The 20,394-nt window shown below is 43.1% G+C and carries 13 protein-coding genes; 11 read left to right on the top strand and 2 right to left on the bottom strand.

The genetic code is table 11. The features are described 5' to 3' along the window. Positions 1 to 30: 30 nt before the first annotated feature. On the bottom strand, positions 31 to 963 hold the full coding sequence (locus tag LK416_06210) for a DDE-type integrase/transposase/recombinase (protein UEA75767.1): 933 nt from the start codon (positions 961 to 963) through the stop codon (positions 31 to 33). Positions 964 to 1,285: 322 nt separating this feature from the next. On the opposite strand from LK416_06210, the gene tyrS reads away from it, so the two are divergent. The 8 genes from tyrS to LK416_06170 all read left to right on the top strand — a co-directional run bounded on the left by tyrS (position 1,286) and on the right by LK416_06170 (position 11,202). Next, the gene (tyrS, locus tag LK416_06205) at positions 1,286 to 2,506 is read left to right on the top strand and encodes a tyrosine--tRNA ligase (GenBank protein UEA75766.1); all 1,221 of its coding nucleotides are present in this window, start codon (positions 1,286 to 1,288) and stop codon (positions 2,504 to 2,506) included. 88 nt (positions 2,507 to 2,594) lie between these two features. Further along, a complete protein-coding gene (locus LK416_06200) occupies positions 2,595 to 4,799 on the top strand; it encodes a glucose PTS transporter subunit IIA (protein ID UEA75765.1) in 2,205 nt (734 codons plus the stop codon). Positions 4,800 to 4,898: 99 nt separating this feature from the next. Further along, positions 4,899 to 5,438, top strand: coding sequence for a CinA family protein (locus LK416_06195; protein UEA75764.1), 540 nt, complete (start codon positions 4,899 to 4,901; stop codon positions 5,436 to 5,438). 53 nt (positions 5,439 to 5,491) lie between these two features. Further along, complete coding sequence (locus LK416_06190; GenBank protein ID UEA75763.1) at positions 5,492 to 5,704, top strand: hypothetical protein; 213 nt, start codon at positions 5,492 to 5,494, stop codon at positions 5,702 to 5,704. Continuing rightward, complete coding sequence (locus tag LK416_06185) at positions 5,682 to 5,843, top strand: hypothetical protein (GenBank protein UEA75762.1); 162 nt, start codon at positions 5,682 to 5,684, stop codon at positions 5,841 to 5,843. The genes LK416_06190 and LK416_06185 overlap by 23 nt, the downstream gene beginning before the upstream one ends. Before the next feature lie 210 nt (positions 5,844 to 6,053). Then, a complete protein-coding gene (locus LK416_06180) occupies positions 6,054 to 8,162 on the top strand; it encodes a glutamine synthetase III (GenBank protein UEA75761.1) in 2,109 nt (702 codons plus the stop codon). Positions 8,163 to 8,378: 216 nt separating this feature from the next. Beyond that, complete coding sequence (locus LK416_06175) at positions 8,379 to 10,349, top strand: type IA DNA topoisomerase (protein ID UEA75760.1); 1,971 nt, start codon at positions 8,379 to 8,381, stop codon at positions 10,347 to 10,349. 172 nt (positions 10,350 to 10,521) lie between these two features. Further along, a complete protein-coding gene (locus tag LK416_06170) occupies positions 10,522 to 11,202 on the top strand; it encodes a UDP-N-acetylglucosamine pyrophosphorylase (protein ID UEA75759.1) in 681 nt (226 codons plus the stop codon). Positions 11,203 to 11,704: 502 nt separating this feature from the next. Here LK416_06170 and LK416_06165 read toward each other — a convergent pair. Further along, complete coding sequence (locus tag LK416_06165) at positions 11,705 to 12,160, bottom strand: hypothetical protein (GenBank protein UEA75758.1); 456 nt, start codon at positions 12,158 to 12,160, stop codon at positions 11,705 to 11,707. Positions 12,161 to 12,324: 164 nt separating this feature from the next. On the opposite strand from LK416_06165, the gene LK416_06160 reads away from it, so the two are divergent. From LK416_06160 to LK416_06150, 3 genes are all read left to right on the top strand, one after another. Next, positions 12,325 to 15,711: a PD-(D/E)XK nuclease family protein gene (locus LK416_06160; protein UEA75757.1), complete on the top strand. Its 3,387-nt coding sequence runs from the start codon at positions 12,325 to 12,327 to the stop codon at positions 15,709 to 15,711. Between the two features lie 5 nt (positions 15,712 to 15,716). Continuing rightward, positions 15,717 to 19,460: a helicase-exonuclease AddAB subunit AddA gene (gene addA, locus LK416_06155; GenBank protein ID UEA75756.1), complete on the top strand. Its 3,744-nt coding sequence runs from the start codon at positions 15,717 to 15,719 to the stop codon at positions 19,458 to 19,460. Positions 19,461 to 19,666: 206 nt separating this feature from the next. After that, the gene (locus tag LK416_06150; GenBank protein ID UEA75755.1) at positions 19,667 to 20,389 is read left to right on the top strand and encodes an ABC transporter ATP-binding protein; all 723 of its coding nucleotides are present in this window, start codon (positions 19,667 to 19,669) and stop codon (positions 20,387 to 20,389) included. The last annotated feature ends 5 nt before the right edge of the window (positions 20,390 to 20,394 follow it).

Genomic DNA, 20,394 nt, shown 5'->3' with positions numbered 1-20,394 from the left:
TGGAAGTACTGTAGGTTTGTCAAACATATGTTACACAGATGCCAGATAATCCTTTAGTACCTGATTTGGAGATTTCCATCCTAATGGACGCATAGGAAAGTTGTTATAATCCCTGCGATTATACACTTTCAACTGTTTGGCAAAGTCCTCAAAAGAATAAAAAGTATGAGTTGCATAAAAACGCTCATTATCCTTTCGGTGGCTTCTTTCAACTTTCCCGTTATGTCGTGGTGTAAAGGGTCGTATAACTTTATGGCGAATCCCATGCTGCTTCAGATGCACCTGAAATAGTGTGGGTTTATCACGGTGAGTGGTAAAACGATTTGTAAATTCTGCTCCATTATCAGTTTGGATACATTGAATGGGTAACGGAAAGGCTTTCACCAGATGCTCTATAAACATAGCAGAAGAATACGTGTTGTGTTCTTCAAAAGCCTCTACGAAACGCCATCTGGAATACTCGTCAATGGCAGTATACTGAAAGAATTGTTTGCCGATGACCTTGGGGTTTTTGAGGCATGCAGAAGGAACAAATTTTACATCAACCTGTATGCGTTGTCCCGGATAATCCATCTGTTCGTAAGGCTTTGGAATATATTTAGGATTTGGCGGATGAACTGCCATAATTCCCTGCTTACGGAGAAATCTGTATAGTCCAGGGATGGAACGGGAGTAACCACGCTGCTTGAGTTTAACCCAAAAGACAACAAGACCGGCATTGGGATTGCGTCTGCGCATATCAAAGATCAGCTTGATCTCTTCAGGGGTATGTTGGTTTGGATGATGATGGGGTCTGCGAGAGCGGTCACGAAGGGACTCAATAGAACCATCATAACGTCGTTTCCAACGATAAATGTATTGACGGTTGGTTTTATATTTGATAGCAGCTTTGGTGACACCAAACCTTTCAGCGTATTTGATTAAGGATAGACGATACCGCATATCTTGTGTTATAGTAGCCATAGCAGAGAACTCCTTTTTTGTTTTTTTGTTGTGGTGACTAAAATATAACACAAAAGAAGCATCTCTGCTTTTTTTATATTCAGTTGTAACACATGTATTGTAATCCTACAGGAGTTGACGGGATTGTGGAAGTACAGGCTTGTCAAAGTGTTATATTTCGTTGTATAATCACAAAGTATGTGTACTATAGATGAAACAACTGCCGGAAAGTGGTCGAAGACATATATTTTGCCGGTAGCCGGTTGGACACAGAATAAAAAGTAGATAATAATTATGATATAAAAGGTCAGCATCTAAGCAGATGCTGTTACAGGAGGAAAAAATGAAGGTTTATGATGAGTTAGTGGCAAGAGGATTGATTGCCCAGACAACAGATGAAGAAGAAATTAAAGAGCTGGTAAATAACGGAAAAGCTGTTTTCTATATAGGATTTGACCCAACCGCAGACAGTCTTCATGTAGGACATTTCATGGCACTTTGCCTGATGAAACGTTTACAGATGGCGGGTAATAAGCCGATTGCCCTTATCGGTGGCGGTACAGCTATGATCGGTGATCCATCCGGACGTACCGATATGAGACAGATGATGACAACAGAAACGATCGCTCATAATGTAGAATGCTTCAAGAAGCAGATGAGCCGTTTTATTGATTTCTCAGAAGGCAAAGCACTTCTTGTAAATAATGCAGACTGGTTACTTGACCTGAACTATGTAGATGTTCTTCGTGAGGTTGGCCCTCATTTCTCAGTTAACAACATGCTTCGTGCAGAGTGCTACAAGCAGAGAATGGAGAAGGGCTTAAGCTTCTTAGAGTTCAACTACATGATCATGCAGAGCTACGATTTCTATGAGTTATTCCAGAAATATGGCTGTAATATGCAGTTCGGTGGTGATGACCAGTGGAGCAACATGCTTGGTGGTACAGAGCTGATCCGTAGAAAGCTTGGCAAGGATGCATATGCCATGACGATCACCCTGCTTCTGAACTCAGAGGGCAAGAAGATGGGTAAGACACAGAAGGGTGCTGTATGGCTTGATCCAAACAAGACATCACCATTTGAGTTCTACCAGTACTGGAGAAATGTTGCAGATGCCGATGTATTAAAATGTATCCGTATGCTGACCTTCCTTCCACTGGAAGAGATCGACAAGATGGACAGCTGGGAAGGCAGTCAGTTAAATACAGCAAAAGAGATCCTTGCATTTGAACTTACAAAGCTGGTTCATGGCGAAGAAGAAGCAGTAAAGGCACAGGAGAGTGCAAGAGCATTATTCTCCCAGGGTGTTGCTGCTGATATGCCATCTGTTACATTGTCAGCCGATGATTTCAAGGATGGTGCGATCGATATCGTATCCGTACTTGTAAAGTCCGGTCTGGTATCCTCCAGAAATGAAGGAAGACGTGCGGTAGAGCAGGGCGGCGTTGCTGTTGATGGTGACAAGATACCTGATATCTCAGTTACAATTCCGGAAGAGAAGTTTGATGGAGACGGAATCGTTGTAAGACGTGGTAAGAAGAACTTCCGTAAGGTAAGTAAATAAGGTTAAATATAAAATAAGAGAATGATTCTCCCTGTTTTGCAAATACTAGTTCGTATGAATATGTATCTATGAAACAGGGAGATTTTTTATGAAAGATAAAATATTTGGAATATTACAACGAGTTGGACGGTCGTTTATGCTTCCGATTGCGATCCTGCCGGTGGCAGGACTGCTGCTTGGAATCGGAAGCTCATTTACCAATGAAACCATGCTTGAAACATATGGGCTGATGCGGATCCTTGGGCCGGGAACGATATTTGCTGCTGTATTTGAGGTAATGAGTGAGGCAGGAAATGTGGTATTTGCCAATTTGCCAATCCTGTTTGCCATGGGTGTGGCGATCGGTATGGCAAAAAAGGAGAAGGAAGTTGCTGCGCTATCAGCGGCTATTGCATTCTTTATCATGCATGCATCGATCAATGCGCTGATCACGATAAATGGTGGTACGGAAGCAATGCTTGCAGGAGCGGTTACTTCTGTCTGCGGTATCACATCTTTGCAAATGGGTGTATTTGGCGGTATCCTGGTAGGACTTGGTGTGGCTGCCCTGCATAACCGCTTTTATAAGATTGAACTGCCGCAGGTGTTGTCTTTCTTTGGTGGTTCCAGATTCGTTCCGATCATATCAGCATTGGTATATACCGGAGTTGGTATTTTGATGTTCTTTATCTGGCCGGCAATCCAGAAAGGCATCTATACCATAGGTGATCTGGTTTTAAATTCCGGCTATGCAGGAACCTGGGTATATGGATTTATGGAACGTCTTCTGATACCATTTGGCCTGCATCATGTGTTCTATCTGCCATTCTGGCAGACTGCGGTCGGAGGAACGCTGGAGGTTGGTGGGCGTGTTGTAGAAGGAGCACAGAATATCTTCTTTGCACAGCTTGCAGATCCATCCGTTACAAAGTATGCGGTATCAGCCACCAGATTTATGTCCGGTAAATTCCCGCTTATGATATTTGGTCTGCCGGGAGCTGCTCTTGCTATGTATAAAACAGCAGCACCGGAGAAACGGAAGGCAGCAGGCGGACTGCTTCTTTCCGCAGCCCTTACAGCCATGATCACAGGTATTACAGAGCCGCTGGAATTCACATTTTTATTTGTCGCACCGGCTCTGTATGGAATCCATTGTATTCTGGCAGGCTTTGCCTATATGCTGATGCATGTATTTGAAGTCGGTGTGGGAATGACCTTCTCCGGCGGTCTGATCGATCTTACCCTGTTCGGCATCATGCAGGGAAATGCAAAGACGAACTGGATCTGGATCGTTATTGTCGGTATCGGTTATTTTATCGTATATTATGTATTGTTCTATCATCTGATCCGGCGGTTTGATCTGAAAACACCGGGTAGAGATAACAATGACGAAGTGAAATTATATCGTCGAAGTGATATGGATGCCAGAAAGCATGGAGAAAATGCCGGAGAGCAGGGATCAGACAATGACCGGAATATGGATGTTTTCCGGAATCACAGCCCACAGATGGAGACTTCCAGACTGATCTGTGAAGGACTCGGCGGCAAGGCCAATATATCGGATGTTGACTGCTGCGCAACCAGACTTCGTTGTACGGTATATGATGCAGCTCTTGTAAAAGAAGATGTTCTCCGGGCAAGCGGAGCATCCGGCGTGGTGAAAAAAGGATATGGCGTACAGGTCATCTATGGCCCGAAGGTGTCTGTGATCAAATCCAATCTGGAAGATTATCTGGAAGGGTATGATGAGAAGGTGGTTATTGCAGATGAGGGAAGACCGAGAGAGGATGTCATTGCAGGCAAAGAGAAAAATGGGAGAAATGCAAGAAACAGACAGAAAAAGCATATGGATGATAATACAGTATCTATATTGAGTCCGGTTACAGGAGAGGTTTTTGAATTATCAAGTGTGCCAGATGAGGCATTTTCCAGTGGAATGATGGGCGATGGAATCGCTGTATTGCCAACGGATCCTGAAATAACCGCGCCTGTTGCCGGAACGATTGCTTTTGTCTTCGACACGAAGCATGCCATAGGGTTGGTAACGGAACAGGGAATCGGTGTGATGATCCATATTGGAATCGATACGGTAAAGCTAAATGGCAAAGGCTTTGACGTACTGGTTGAGACCGGACAGATAGTGTCTGCCGGACAGCCGGTCATGCGGCTGGATCTTCCTTATCTGAAGAAGCATGCGCCATCCTTAATATCCCCTGTCATTATAACAGAGCTCCCGGATGGCTATAAACTGCGTCCGGTAAAGACCGGAAAGGTGAAGAACGACGAGGAGCTCCTGGTGGTGGAGAAGAGATAAGATAAATAGAAATGACAGAAGGATTTCCACTTGTGGAAATCCTTTTGTGAATATATTATAATAATAAATAGATTAAAGGCAACAAAGGCGGAAGGATAAATGGCAGGAAAAAAACTGGATGAACAGATGGAAAAGACAATACGGAATAATTACAGACGATTGACAGGCTGTCTGATCGACAGGAAAATGACGATCACAACCATGGAAAGTATCACCTGCGGGCAGATTGCTTCCATGATCACAGATACTGAAGGGGCATCTGCAATATTAAAAGGAGCATTTGTAACCTATTCCAACGAAGCAAAGATCATGCAGGGTGTTCCGGAAGCGGTGATAGAAACCTATGGTGTATATTCAAAAGAAACAGCGCGGGCAATGGCGGAAGCCTGTAAACAGGCATATCGTGCAGACATTGGAATCGGTATTACCGGTACAACGGGAAATATTGATCCAAACAATCAGGATAGTGTACCGGGAGAAGTATATTATGCAGTGGCTGTTTCGGATACGATCATCGATGGATATTTCCAGATGGGAGAACAGGATTCCAGACTGTATTATAAACTTTATGCCGCGGAGAAGGTGGCAGAAACGCTTGGGGATGTGCTTGGGGTTGAAATAGAAGCGGTTCTTGCCTGATGGTGTGACGAATATATTGTTGGAGAAATATATAAGATATGGGGGATGAAGATATGAAAAAGAAATTAATGGGGTTGATTATATGTTTAATAGGATTCGGGATGGGCTTTCTGTCCTTACTGTATTCCAATGAGACTGTGCGGTCCCTGAAAGAATGTACGCGAAAAGTAGTTAATTCAAGCATAAAAGATAAAAAGGACTGGATATTTTCCTCAATTGGGAATATAGGAACCGTTGGCTTCGATGCAGTTTTATGTGATCAGTGAAATGAACTGGTCGGGAAATCAGGAAGTAGCACAGTGGAAGTATTATTCAAATGGTGACTTTATAGACCTGGATGATACAGAACTCAGAACCAAACTGCTGGTTGCAAAAAATGCTGAAAATATAAACTGGCAGTTATAGGATAAAAAAGTGAGTATGTTTTGGATATTGTTACTGCTGTTAACTTTCTAAAAAATTTTCCCTCAAAATTTTTATTTTTCCTCTTGATTTTTCAAATCAAAAGGAGTATATATATTGTATCAAATAAATAGACGAAATGAACAAAGGTGTTCCAAATCATTGGGACACCTTTCTTTTTTTGTTTTATCAGAAGAAAGGAAGTACAAAATTATGATGAACAAAATTTCAGCCGTATTCGGTTCACACGTTTTCTCCGATCAGGTTATGAGAGAGCGTCTTCCAAAAGCAGTTTATAAATCCTTGAAGAACACAATCGATAAGGGCGAACCTCTTGATACATCTATTGCAGATTCTGTTGCAGCAGCAATGAAGGAATGGGCAATGGAACTTGGCGCAACACACTATACTCACTGGTTCCAGCCACTGACAGAGACAACAGCCGAGAAGCATGATTCATTCGTAAGTACAGTAGGCGATGGCGGAGTTATTCTTCAGTTCACAGGTAAAGAGCTGATCAAATCCGAGCCGGATGCTTCATCCTTCCCTTCTGGTGGACTTCGTGAGACATGCGCAGCCAGAGGATATACAGCATGGGATTGTACCTCACCGGCATTTGTAAAAACAACAGATGCAGGAACCTGTATCCTTTGCATCCCAGCAGCATTCACATCATATACAGGTGAGTCACTTGACTACAAGACCCCACTTCTTCGTTCCATGGATGCGATCAGCAAGGAAGCTTTAAAGGCACTTGCATTATTTGGAAATACATCAGCAAAGAAGGTTACAGCTTCTGTTGGTCCTGAGCAGGAATACTTCCTGATCGATAAGAAGAAATTCGCCAAGAGAACAGACCTGAAGCTTTGTGGACGTACCTTATTCGGTGCGATGCCTCCAAAAGGACAGGAGCTTGACGATCAGTATTTTGCAGCGATCAAAGATAAGGTTGCATCATACATGACCGAGTTAAATGAAGAATTATGGAAATACGGTATTCTTGCTAAGACACAGCACAACGAAGTTGCACCTGCTCAGCATGAGTTAGCACCTATTTTCTCAACAACCAATATTGCAACCGATCAGAACCATCTGGTTATGGCTACGATGAAGAAGATCGCAGCAAAGCATGATCTGGAATGTGTTCTTCATGAGAAACCATTTGCAGGTGTCAATGGTTCCGGTAAACATAACAACTGGTCAATCTCAACAGATGAGGGCGAGAACCTGATCGATCCTGGTAAACATCCGGAGACAAACCTTCAGTTCCAGTTCTTCCTTGCAGCCGTTCTTGCAGCCGTTGATAACAATGCAGAGTTGTTAAGACTGTCCGCATCATCCGCAGGAAATGACCACAGACTTGGAGCAAATGAAGCACCTCCAGCAATTATTTCAGCATTCCTTGGTGAACAGCTTGAATCCATCGTTAAGCAGATCATTGAGAAGGGTGAAGCTACAGAATCACCAAAGGGCAAGACTTATGTATCCGGTGCATCCACACTTCCTACATTTACAATGGATGCTACAGATAGAAACAGAACATCACCATTTGCATTTACAGGTAACAAATTCGAGTTCCGTATGGTAGGTTCTACACAGTCCATCGCATTCCCAATGATGGTATTAAATACGATCGTTGCAGATCAGTTAAAGAAGATGACTGACGAACTGGAAGGTGCAGAAGATTTCGAAACAGCATGTAAGGCACTGATCAGAAAGACTCTGACAGAGCATCAGAAGATCATTTTCAACGGAAATGGTTATTCAGATGAATGGATCGCAGAAGCTGAGAAGCGTGGACTTCCAAATATCAAATGTATGGTAGATGCAGTTCCATATCTGGCAGCAGATAAGAGCGTTAAGATCTTTGAAGGCCTTGGCGTTATGGATAAAGCAGAGTTATCAGCCAGAGCAGAAGTTATGCTTGAGAATTACGCAAAGAAGATCAACATTGAGGCACTCACAATGATCGAGATGTCAAATGAAGAGATCATCCCAGCAGTTATGGAATATCAGGCAGAGCTTGCAAAGGGCGCTGCTGAGATCAAAGCTCTTGGTATCGAGCCAAGCGTACAGGTATCTCTGTTGAATACAATCTCTGATAAGCTTGCAGAACTGAAGACAGCAACTGTAAAACTGGAAGAGCTTGTTGCAAAAGCTGCTGATTACGAAGATGATATCGAAGCATGGGCAAAATACTATCACAACGTAGTATTTGCAGCATTTGATTCTGTAAGAACACCTGCTGACGAATTGGAAAAAGAACTTCCAAAGACAGCATGGCCATTCCCTACATACGAGCAGTTATTATTCGAGCAGTAAGATCAAATACAGTAAATGTTTATTACAACCTAAAATAGTCAAAGGGCATCTCGTTTTCTATAATAGAAGGCGGGGTGCTTTTTTACTTTGAGCCATTGTCGTATGGAATCACTGTACGGATATCATAAAAGCTATGGTCGAAACCCCGTTTTTCTGGTATTATAAAAAGATGTGATGTGTAATATTGATCAAATATAAAAGAATCAGGAGTTTGATTTGAAGAACTTATATATAGCAGAAAAACCAAGTGTTGCAAGGCAGTTTGCAGATGTGCTTGGTGTAAAAGGAAATGCCGGAGCGGGCTATCTGGAATCGGAAGATTCTGTTGTGACCTGGTGTGTGGGACATCTGATCACGATGAGCTATCCGGATGCCTATGACGAGAAATTAAGAAAATGGGATCTGGCTACGATTCCTTTTATTCCGACAGAATTCAAATATGAAGTGATACCGGATGTCAGCAAGCAGTTCAAGATCGTAGCAGGGCTGTTGAACCGGGATGATGTAGGCTGTATCTATGTCTGCACCGACTCAGGACGTGAGGGAGAATACATCTATCGTCTGGTGGATCAGATGGCAAAGGTTGGAAATAAAGAGAAGCGGAGAGTCTGGATCGACTCCCAGACAGAGGAAGAGATCCTGCGTGGGATCCGGGAAGCCAAGCCGCTTTCAGAATATGATTCGCTTAGTGATGCCGCATATCTTCGTGCAAAAGAAGATTATCTGATGGGTATTAATTTCTCCAGAGCTTTATCGTTAAAATACAGCTATGTGATAAGAAATTATCTGAAACTGGACAAATGTGTGATTGCGGTTGGACGTGTTATGACTTGTGTACTTGGCATTATCGTGAAGCGGGAACGGGAGATCCGTGAATTTGTAAAGACACCATTTTACCGTGTTGTTGGTACGGTAAATGTTGCCGGGCAGACATTTGAGGCAGAATGGAAAGCAGTAAAGGATACACCGTATTTTAATTCACCGCTTCTGTATAAAGAAAATGGTTTCAAGCAGAAGAAGGATGCAGAAGATCTGGTAAAAAAGCTGTCGGCAAATGGAATGGAAGCCACGCTTGTTGCAAGTGAGAAGAAGAAAGAAAAGAAGGCTCCGCCAATGCTGTATAACCTTGCCGAGTTGCAGAATGACTGTTCTTCCCTCTTTAAGATCAGTCCGTCCGACACCTTAAAGATCGTGCAGGAGTTATACGAGAAGAAGCTGGTGACATATCCGAGAACGGATGCCAGAGTGTTGTCAACGGCTGTGGCAAAGGAAATTTATAAGAACATATCCGGCCTGAAACGCTATACGCCGATGGCTGCCTATGCCGATGAGGTTCTTAACATGGGAATCTATAAGACGATCGCAAAGACCAAGTATGTAAATGATAAACAGATCACAGACCATTATGCGATCATTCCGACCGGACAGGGCATGGGTGCGTTAAGGGGATTGTCTGAGATCGCGGCAAATGTGTATGAGATTATTTGCAGACGGTTCTTAAGCATCTTTTATCCGGCAGCAGAATATCAGAAGCTTTCAATGACACTGGCAAAGCAGGATGAATTCTTATTTGCCAATTTCAAATATATGTTAAAAGAAGGTTACCTGAAGGTTGCCACGAACCGCTTTGCAAGGAAAAAGGATGATACAAAGTACAGCCCGGAATTCATCGAGACGATCGGACATTTGAAAAAGGGAGATATTCTTTCACTTGACAAATTCGAGATCAAAGAGGGTGAGACATCACCTCCGAAACGCTACAATTCCGGTACGCTTATCCTGACGATGGAAAATGCCGGACAGTTTATCGAGGATGAGGAGCTTCGTGAGCAGATCAAGGGCGCAGGTATTGGAACCAGTGCGACCAGAGATGGAATCATCACCAAGCTTGTAAATAACAAATACATTGCTCTGAATAAGAAAACGCAGATTGTAACACCGACATTTCTCGGCGAGATTATTTATGATGTTGTTTATTATTCAATCAACGGACTGCTTCGGGCGGATCTGACGGCAAGCTGGGAAAAAGGCTTGTGTGGTGTCGCTGATGGTTCGATCACGAAAGAAGAATATACAGACAAGATGAACACCTTTGTGATCAAATATACAAATCTGGTAAAGGGAATCAGCAATCAGAACCAGATTACAACAGTATTTGACAGAACAAGGGTATATTATAAAAAATAACCTTGAACATAGTTGCTTAATAGAAAGAATTATCCTTTGTGGATAGATGATTGCTTTTTAAAAAAGAATTATTCTTTGTGGATAAATGATTGTTTTTTAGATAAAAATTGTCCTTTGCGGGCGAATGATTGTTTTCTATTAAATTCTGAAAAAGATAGTGAGGTATAAGAAAATGAATAATGAAACAGTAAAACAGGTAACGATCAAAGAATTATATGATCTGACAGAGACAGCAGCAAAGCCATTGCTTGAAAGCGTTACATATCCGTGGGAAGCGCTTCCGAAGATCAAGGACTTTATCATTGAACTTGGAAACAGCTTAGATCCGGAAGAGTATGAGAAACGTGGTGAAAATATCTGGATTCATAAATCAGCAACTGTATTTGATTCTGCTTATATTGCAGGCCCATGTATTATTGGAAAAGATACAGAGGTCAGACAGTGTGCATTTATTCGTGGAAGTGCTTTAGTGGGAGATAACTGCGTTGTCGGTAACTCCACAGAGTTAAAGAATGTCATTATCTTTAATAATGTGCAGGTTCCACATTATAACTATGTAGGTGATTCGATCCTTGGCTTCCATTCTCATATGGGAGCAGGTAGCATTACCTCTAATGTCAAGTCAGACAAAACACTGGTGCATGTCAAAGGTGCGGACTTCGATATTGCAACCGGCATGAAGAAATTTGGCGCAATGCTCGGCGATTATGTAGAGGTTGGTTGTAACAGCGTTTTAAATCCGGGAACTGTGATCGGCTCACATTCAAACATCTACCCATTGTCCCGTGTCAGAGGCTATGTGCCATCAAACAGCATCTACAAAGACCGGAACGACATCGTAACCAAGCATTAGACGCTAGCCTTTACGTTGAGGCACAAGGACGAAGGCTGGCAGGCTGTTATATCTTTATTCCGCAAAACGCTTTCGCTCTATCCTCAACGCAGCGGTACCTAAGGCTCCCTGCATCCGCAGTTCGCCAAGTACCGGCGTGAGGAGAGGTTTGCTTCATAAAATATAACACCTATCATCCTTCTATATTGTGGTAAGCATATAAAGAAATATTTGGCTATGCGATTTATGATTGAAAGGCAGCGCAGCCAAGGCTGGGACAATAGTGTGCTAGTGTACAAAAAACTGACATACAGAAATGTTATATAACGCATCTTGGTATAGAAGCACAAATCACCTGAGTAGAATGTCCTTATGTAGCAGACCTGTCCGAGCGTCGGTACTTGGACAGCGTAGTTTGCTGTCCTATGTACCGTTACGCCGAGGATAGAGCGAGAGCGTTCTGCGAAATAAGGAGCATACTATTCAGGTGATTGTACGGTAACAAGGCATATATCGTTCGATTTCATTGAGCCACAGCCTTGGCAAGCGCCTCTTTGATGGCGTTGATCAGCAGCATTGAGGTATACTTGGTATCGCCGGAAACGGTGAGGTTGTCAACGGATGACACATACTGCAGGTCGGTGTTGATCGCCTCTAAAGAAGACGACAGGAGCGGATACATGGTGGTGACACTTTCGTCCAGGTTGGAGAGCGCAACATCCCGGATAGAATGTTCATCAACCGTAACCATAACAGACAGAGTAGATTCGCCAAGCGTGATAGTAGAATCATATGTACCGGGGTTATAAGAAGGCTCCGTTGTTTCGGAAGCGGTATTCGAAGAAGCAGTTTCTGAAACGGTGGCAGGTTTTTTGAACATGATCGTCAGTATGATGATAAACAGGGCGACAAGTCCGAGAAAAATAACCGTGTATATGATTTCTTTAGATTTTAAAACGATAAGCTTTGTGGATGCCATATAAATATTCCCCTCATTTATTATTACTATATTGTATTCACGGAGAAAACAAAATATAACCAAAGAACAGATGGTTAGTAAAACAATATTGAAGTAAATATGGCTTAGCAAAGAGAGAGTCAGAAAAAGAGTATTGCTTGACAGATGAGTGAAAGGAGACCGTTATGTCAGTTCGATTCTTACTTGGAGCATCCGGATCAGGAAAATCCAGACAGATTTACAATGAAATCATTCAGGCATCGATAAAAGAACCGGAGCGGAATTTTTATCTGATCGTGCCGGAACAGTATACGATGGAAGCACAGAGAGAACTGGTCACAATGCATCCGGCCGGAGGCATGATGAACATTGATGCGATCGGCATGAACCGGTTGGCATATCGTGTATTTGATGAACTGGGGATCAGCACCGGACAGGTGCTGGAAGACTTTGGAAAAAGTATGCTGATCAAGAAGATCTTATGTGAACAGCAGGACACCTTACAGGTATATGGAAGCTATTACGACAAGCTTGGATTTGTGGATGAGATGAAATCCATGATGTCGGAGATCTTTCAGTATAATATCAAGCAGGATACGATCGATGAGATCATGGAGCAGATTTCGGAGGATAGCGTTGTTGCAGGTAAAATGCAGGATATCAGACACATTTACGAAGAATTTGAAGCATTTGCAGGTGAACGCTATATTGTGGCAGAACAGTTGGTGGAACTGTTGACCAGACATGTTGGCCAGTCTAAACTTGTGTGTGGCAGTTCGCTGTATTTTGATGGGTTTACCGGATTTACGCCGGTACAGCTTGAACTTGTTGAGAAGTTGATGACCTGTGCGGATGATCTGACCTTTTCCTTTACATTAGATGACAGAGATCAGAAATATGAGCATATAAAAGACTACGAATTATTCTATCTGACAAAGACTACGATAAAGAAATTAACAGAAGCGGCAGCAGCCGCTGGTGTGGAGATTGAGTCTCCGGTCGTTCTGCCTGGAACAATCAACTATCGTCTGGGGGAGAACCGAGAACTGTTTTTCCTGGAGCGGAATTTGTTCCGTAGTCCGTATCAGAAATGGAAGCAGCCATTAGAGCGGATCCATCTGACAGCGACAGGAGATGCGCAGGACGAGATCGTATTTGTCGCATCTACGATAAGGAGGCTCGTGCGGGAGAAAGGATACCGTTATAAGGATATCGCGATCGTAGCGGGAGATCTGGAACAGGCATCCCACATCTATGAACGGGTGATGGATGAATATGAGATCCCTGTATTTATCGATGCAAATGCCTGCCTGAAAGCAAATCCATGTGCGGAAACGATCCGAAGTGTACTGGCGGTTCTGGCAGATGATTTCTCCTATGACAGTGTGTTCCGGTTCTTAAAAGCGGGTATGACAGATCTGTCCTTTGAGGATATAGAGCTTCTGGAAAATTATGCATTAAAGCGTGGTGTCCGTGGCTACAGCAGATGGAACCGGGCAGTATCTGAAAACTATGAGAAGACCTCTCCGGTAAATATAGAAGAGATCCGTCAGGCATTTATGAAGATGTTTGGGGATATCCGTAAGGTCTTTGCAGATAAAAAGGCAGTCACAAAAGATTATGTGGAAGCCCTTTATGACTTTCTGCTTCAGATTCATATGTATGAGAAGTTAGAAGCCAGAAAGAATGAATTATATGAAGAAAACCGGATCAATGAAGGAGATGCTTATGGTCAGATCTTTGAGAAAACGGTCCGGTTATTTGATAAGATAGCGGAACTCTTAGGCGATACAAAGATGAGCGTGAAAGAGTTTTATGAGATCGTGGATACCGGACTTTCAGATATTGAAGTCGGTGTTGTACCGCCTACGGTTGATCGGGTGTTGATCGGAGATATCACAAGGTCAAGATTAAATCATATAAAGGTGTTATTCTTTACATCGGTCAATGATGGAATCGTGCCAAAAGCACCGAAAAAGGGAAGAATCCTAAGTGACAGAGACCGGGATATTTTGTCAGACTGCGGCCTGGAGCTTGCTCCATCCGACAAACAGAACAGCTATATCGAGCAGTTTTATATTTATACGATACTGACGAAACCATCCGATTATCTGTATATATCGTATCATAAATTAAGCGCATCACTTGAAAGCATGCGTCCGTCTTATCTGCTTGGAAGGATCAGCAGCATTTTTCCGTCCCTTCAGGCAGAAGAGTATGATGCTGCTTCCTGTATGCCGGATACCGTCAACCGTTCATTAAGACGGATTCTCCGTGCAGAGGATAGCGAAGATGCAGAGAGCCGGATACTGACAAGAATCTTGACAGAAAAGGGATTTGCCGGAGAATTGACAGCCATTTATAAAGGCAGAACATACAGAAACGTGGCAGAACAGCTTCCACCGGAGACGATCGCCCTGTTATATGGCAGATATCTGCATGCATCAGTATCGAAGCTTGAATTATATGCCAGATGCGGATTTGCATATTTCTTAAAATATGGTCTGCGTCTAAAAGAGCGGGAAATGTATCAGGTCGATGTCAGAAATGTCGGAGTTATCCTTCACAGTGTAATGGAAGGACTGTTTAAGCAGGTAAGAGACACCAGAAATAATGACTGGGAGAATTTTCCGGAAGATGAAAGAATGCTGATGGTCACGGAGCTTGTAAATCGTGCAGCGGAGGAATCGGCAGGAGATTTCTTTGAAGATAATGCAAGAAATGCCTACATGCTTCAGATGATCGAACGTATGGCACAGACATCCGCCGGTATGTTACAGAAGCATATAAGACTTGGCAGCATGAAGCCTGGAATGCTGGAAAAGACCTTTGATTCCGCAAAGGATGAAGTGGGTTCCTATCTGTTTGAGCTTCCAAATCAGATCCAGATGAGCATCAATGGTAAGATCGACCGTGTGGATGTGGAAGAAGAGGATGGAACCGTTTATATCAAGGTGATCGACTACAAATCATCTGCCAGAAAACTCAGTCTGGAGGAGATACTGAATGGAGAACAGCTTCAGCTTGTGACCTATTCTGCGATCGCATATGAGATTGAAAAAATGATCTATCCCGATAAGAATATTCAGATCGCCGGTTTATTATATTACAGCTTTGATGATCCGGTGATCGAGATTGAATCTTCGGAGATTGATACCGATACAGAGCAGCCGGAATTCTCGGATCAGGAGAAATTAGACGCTGAGAGAATGGAGAAAATGAAGCTGCAGGGATTTGTCAATGAATCACCTGCCGTGATACAGAAGATGGATCATACCTGCAATCAGTCACTTCCGGTAAAACTTGATAAAAATGGTGACATCAAGAAAAGTGAGAATGTGGTATCGGCAGACCAGATCCGGACGATCATGGAATTGACGAGAGAGAATATAGAAGAACTTGGAAGTCAGATCGCAGAGGGAAAGATCGCGATCGAGCCATATAAGAATAAGAGCAATACAGGCTGTGATTATTGTGAGTTTAAGAATATCTGTCATTTTGATGTTAAGAATGGCGGAAATCAATATCGCAGACCGGATAACGAGAAGCTTAAGCGGTACAGGGAGGAGTAGCAGAGATGGGTATTTCATGGACAGATGAACAGAAATCAGTCATTAATTCCAGACATGGTAATCTTCTGGTATCTGCTGCGGCAGGCTCCGGTAAGACGGCTGTCCTTGTAGAACGGATTCTTGAGATGGTCATGGGAGTTGATGCGGATGGCAATAAGGCAGAGGAGAAAATCGATATTGATGAGGTTCTGGTTGTAACATTTACCAGAGCTGCGGCTGCCCAGATGAAAGAGAAGATTGCCGATAAGCTTGAGCAGGCAGCCGAAGATCATCCGGAGGATGAGCATATCGTTAAGCAGTTATCCCTGCTGCCACGGGCAGATATTATGACGATCGACAGCTTCTGCCTTGGAATCGTAAAAGACTATTTTCAGATGATCGGGATCGATTCCTCTTTTGATATAGCAGATAATGCAGAGATGGATCTGATCAAGAATGATATATTGGATGAAGTATTAGAACAGAAATATCAGGAAGCATCCGATGAATTTATCGGACTGGTAGACAGCTTTGCGAGAAAAGAATCGGATGAGAAGATCCGGGAGCTGGTCTATCAGATCTACCGGGTTGCTTCCGGTTATCCGAAGCCGGAACGTTGGATAAATGAAGCAGAAACAGCACTTGAAGTATCAACAAAGGAAGAACTGTATACCTTAAAATGGTATCGGGATTATATGCAGATCGTAGCAGACACGCTTGATTCAGCGATCGGTCAGGCAGAACAGTGCTTAGAGATTGCAGGTGAAGCAGATGGTCCTGCAGGTTATGATCCTATTATACGCTTGGATCTGGAATTACTGCGGAATCTGAGACAGGCCGAGGATATGGATGAGGCATATAAACGGGTTTCCAAATTTTCCAATCTGAAGCGTATCGCAGCCTGTGATCCGGAGAAACAGCAGTATGTAAAGACGACTATGCAGACCTATCGTGGGAGTGTAAAGGACATGATGGCATTGTTCCGTCCGACAGGTGTCATACTTTCAGAATGTGCGATGATGAAAGGACCATTGTCAGCTTTATTATCCCTGACACGTTCCTATATGGAGCGGTTAAAGGAAGAAAAGCTCGACAGGAATTTGTATGAATTCCGTGATATTTCAGAATTTGCCTATGACATCCTGTGTGCAGGAACGGATGAGAATGGCTGTGTGATTCCATCGGAAGCAGGAAAGACGGTTGCCAGACGGTATCGTGAGATCCTGATCGATGAATATCAGGACAGCAACTTTTTACAGGAAGATATCTTAAATTGTGTGACAGGTCACGGAGAAGATCGGAAGAATATGTTTATGGTGGGGGATATCAAGCAGAGTATCTACCGTTTTCGTATGGCAAGACCGGATCTGTTCCTGAATAAATATAATACATATTCTGACCGGGAAGATGCAGAAGATCAGAAGATCCTGCTTTCGAATAATTTCCGAAGTGCAGGAAAGGTGATTGATACGATCAACCAGATCTTTGAACCGTTGATGTCAGAGAATCTGGGCGGGATCGATTATGATGAATCGGCAAAGCTGCATATCGGAAGACAAGACAAGAATAATATGGGGTATGGATCCGAGATCCTGATCGTAAGGAATGATTGCGCAGATTCGGAGAAATCCCAGCCGGAAGAGATACGGTCGTTAACAAATGTGGATATAGAGGCACGGATGATCGCAGATGAGATCTATGAGTTAGTGAAGGGTGATAAACCACTTTATATTCCGGATGGAGATAACGGAGAGACCAGAAGGGTTTCTTACCGGGATATTGCGGTATTGATGCGAAGTGTGAAGAAGAATGCAAAAGCCTTTGAGGAAGCATTTGCGGAGCGTGGGATTCCATTATTTGTAGAGAGCGAGAGTGGATATTTTGATGCGATCGAGATCAGTACCCTGCTTGATATGCTAGCGGTGATCGATAATTCCCATCAGGATTATGCACTTGCAGCAGTCCTTCGTTCACCGCTTGCAGGTGTAAAGGAACAGGAGCTTGCAGAGATTGTAGGTATCTATGATCGGGACTTCAAGGATCATGAGAAGAATCTGGCGCGGACGGCAAGTTTTTATCAGAAGGTCTGTTATTATGCAGAAAAGCCGGACTCAGAAGCTTCAGAGGAGCTTCGACAGTTTCTTCGTATGCTGGATAGCTGGAAGGCAGATAAAAACTATATGAGTATCAGTGAACTGCTTCATTCGATATTGGAGCAGACCGGATATTATTGGTTTGTTGGCGCGATGCAGTCGGGAAAACGAAGACAGGCAAATATCGATATGCTGATCCAGAAAGCGGATACCTATGAGGACAGCAGTTTTCGTGGACTGTTTAATTTCCTGCGTTACATGGACCGGCTGAAGACGAATGATCTGGATTTTGCAGAAGCGTCGGTGCTTGGAGATGATGACGATTCTGTTGTGATGATGACGATGCATAAGAGCAAGGGACTGGAATTTCCGGTTGTATTTGTCAGTGGACTGGCAAATCGTTTTTCGAATCTGGATGCCTTATCTCCGGTGACGGTAAATGCAGACAGCTATCTGGCAGGTTATGCGATCGACCGGAAGAACCGTGCGAAGAAGAAAACATTTGCAAGAGCGGCCATGCTCAGTGTCATGAATGCAGAGAAGCTGGCGGAGGAGATCCGTATCTTATATGTTGCCCTGTCAAGAGCAAAAGAGAAGTTATATATGACAGCGGCGGTAAAAGACCCCGGAGCGGAAAAGGCAGTCTTTGATTATCCGCTGCAGACTGATTTTCTTATTGAAGCGTCCGGACAGATGCGGATGGAGCTTCCATATATCACCAGAATGGAAGCCGGCTGTTTTATGGACTGGATCTTATCGGCGTTATCTATGCATATCGTATCAGAAGATATTGTATGCAGAAAGGATACTTATGCAACCTGGGTACTTGCAAAGACCGGCTATCAGAATCAGATACTTGCCGGAACAAAAACAGATATGTCAGAAGAAAATGCTGTACAGACAGAGAATGAAACAGAGAATAAATCTAAGAGCATGATTGCACAGGAAGATCGTCAGTTATATGAAAAGTATAAGGAACTTTTAGATTATACCTACCCGTATAAAACAGAGCAGGCAGTAAAAAATAAGATGTCCGTTACAGAGATCAAACGACTGGCACACCGCGGAGAGGAGAATCCGGGATCTGACCTGTATCAGCCGCCTGTGACAGAAGCAGAGCTTACAATACCGGTGCTTCATTCCCGCATGAAGGAGGAGCCTGTAAAAGGAAATGAGATGGGTACTGTGATCCATAAGATCATGGAGCTTATTGATTTTACAAGAAACAGCATGGATGAGATCAGAGAGCAGATCCGGTCATTTTTTGATCATGGATATCTGGAAGAACGGTACAGAGAGCATGTCCGTGCAGATAAGATTTATAACATGGTCAACAGTCCGCTAGGAATCCGTATGGCAGAAGCACAGAAGAACCATACCTTATACCGGGAGCAGCAGTTTTATATCGGCATGAAGCCGGAAGATATATCACCTGAGTATAAAGACAGCAAGGATATGGTCGTGGTTCAGGGAGTGATCGATGCCTATTTTCTGGAAGGAGATCAGGTGGTTTTAATGGACTACAAGACAGATCGGGTGGATCAGATATCGGATCTGGTCAGCCGTTATCATGTGCAGCTTGATATGTATGCAAAGACGATACATCAGCTTACCGGAAGAATGGTAACAGAGAAGATCATCTATGCCTTTCATTTTGATGACAGTATCAACTTATAAACAGTAAAATGTCCACGGACAATCATTTAAAGAAGATGGCAGCCTGTTACTATGCAGAGTATTTTCAGGCTGCCTTTGGTATATTTATATTGTAAAGAGATTAGGTGCTTGGTATAATTAAAACCAAATGGAAAGAAGTATTTTGATAAATGACAGACCAGATAGAAACGATGGTGTGACAGATAAGAACCGGGAGAAGATAAAGAATGATAATAGCCAATAACTTAAAGAAAATTTACGGTAAAGATTTTGTGTCCGTAAACAATTTAAGCTTTCATATTAAGAAAGGTGAGATCGTCGGATTCGTAGGGCAGAATGGTGCGGGGAAGACGACAACGATCAAGATGCTGACAGGCATATTAAATCCGACAGAGGGCAGAGTTCAGATCAATGGTCATGATATCCGGAAAGATCCACTTGAGGCAAAACAGTCGATCGGATATATTGCAGATAATCCTGATATCTTTTTACGGTTGACAGGACTGGAATATGTGAATTTCATTGCAGATATTTATGGTGTATCAGAGACTGACCGTAAGAAGCGGTTAGAGGAAATGGCTGGGCGTTTTGGTATGGAAGACAGCTTAAATAAACAAATGGTCAGCTATTCGCATGGTATGCGCCAGAAAATGATGGTAATAGGCGCATTAGTACATAAACCACCGGTCTGGATCTTAGATGAACCGATGACCGGATTGGATCCGAATGCGGCATATGAATTAAAGAAGATGATGCGGGAGCATGCGGATGAAGGTAACTGCGTATTTTTCTCAACGCATGTTCTGGAAGTTGCAGAGAAATTGTGTGATAATATCATCATGATCAAGAAAGGTCATGATATCTATCAGGGAACGCTGGATGATCTGGTTGCCGCACATAAGAATAAGTCACTGGAAGATATATTTATAGAAATGACACATGAGGAATAGAGTGC

The sequence above is a fragment of the Lachnospiraceae bacterium GAM79 genome, assembly GCA_020735665.1.
Taxonomy (GTDB): Bacteria; Bacillota; Clostridia; order Lachnospirales; family Lachnospiraceae; genus Coprococcus.
This window is presented reverse-complemented; position numbering and strand designations above follow the sequence as displayed.

Bases quoted from the DNA above. Each gene is read 5' to 3' on its own strand.
- tyrS (UEA75766.1), top strand. From the start codon at position 1,286: ATGAAGGTTTATGATGAGTTAGTGGCAAGAGGATTGATTGCCCAGACA.
- LK416_06185 (UEA75762.1), top strand. From the start codon at position 5,682: ATGCAGTTTTATGTGATCAGTGAAATGAACTGGTCGGGAAATCAGGAA.
- LK416_06160 (UEA75757.1), top strand. From the start codon at position 12,325: ATGTCAGTTCGATTCTTACTTGGAGCATCCGGATCAGGAAAATCCAGA.
- LK416_06165 (UEA75758.1), bottom strand. From the start codon at position 12,160: ATGGCATCCACAAAGCTTATCGTTTTAAAATCTAAAGAAATCATATAC.
- LK416_06195 (UEA75764.1), top strand. From the start codon at position 4,899: ATGGCAGGAAAAAAACTGGATGAACAGATGGAAAAGACAATACGGAAT.
- LK416_06190 (UEA75763.1), top strand. From the start codon at position 5,492: ATGAAAAAGAAATTAATGGGGTTGATTATATGTTTAATAGGATTCGGG.
- LK416_06210 (UEA75767.1), bottom strand. From the start codon at position 963: ATGGCTACTATAACACAAGATATGCGGTATCGTCTATCCTTAATCAAA.
- LK416_06180 (UEA75761.1), top strand. From the start codon at position 6,054: ATGATGAACAAAATTTCAGCCGTATTCGGTTCACACGTTTTCTCCGAT.
- LK416_06150 (UEA75755.1), top strand. From the start codon at position 19,667: ATGATAATAGCCAATAACTTAAAGAAAATTTACGGTAAAGATTTTGTG.
- LK416_06200 (UEA75765.1), top strand. From the start codon at position 2,595: ATGAAAGATAAAATATTTGGAATATTACAACGAGTTGGACGGTCGTTT.
- addA (UEA75756.1), top strand. From the start codon at position 15,717: ATGGGTATTTCATGGACAGATGAACAGAAATCAGTCATTAATTCCAGA.
- LK416_06170 (UEA75759.1), top strand. From the start codon at position 10,522: ATGAATAATGAAACAGTAAAACAGGTAACGATCAAAGAATTATATGAT.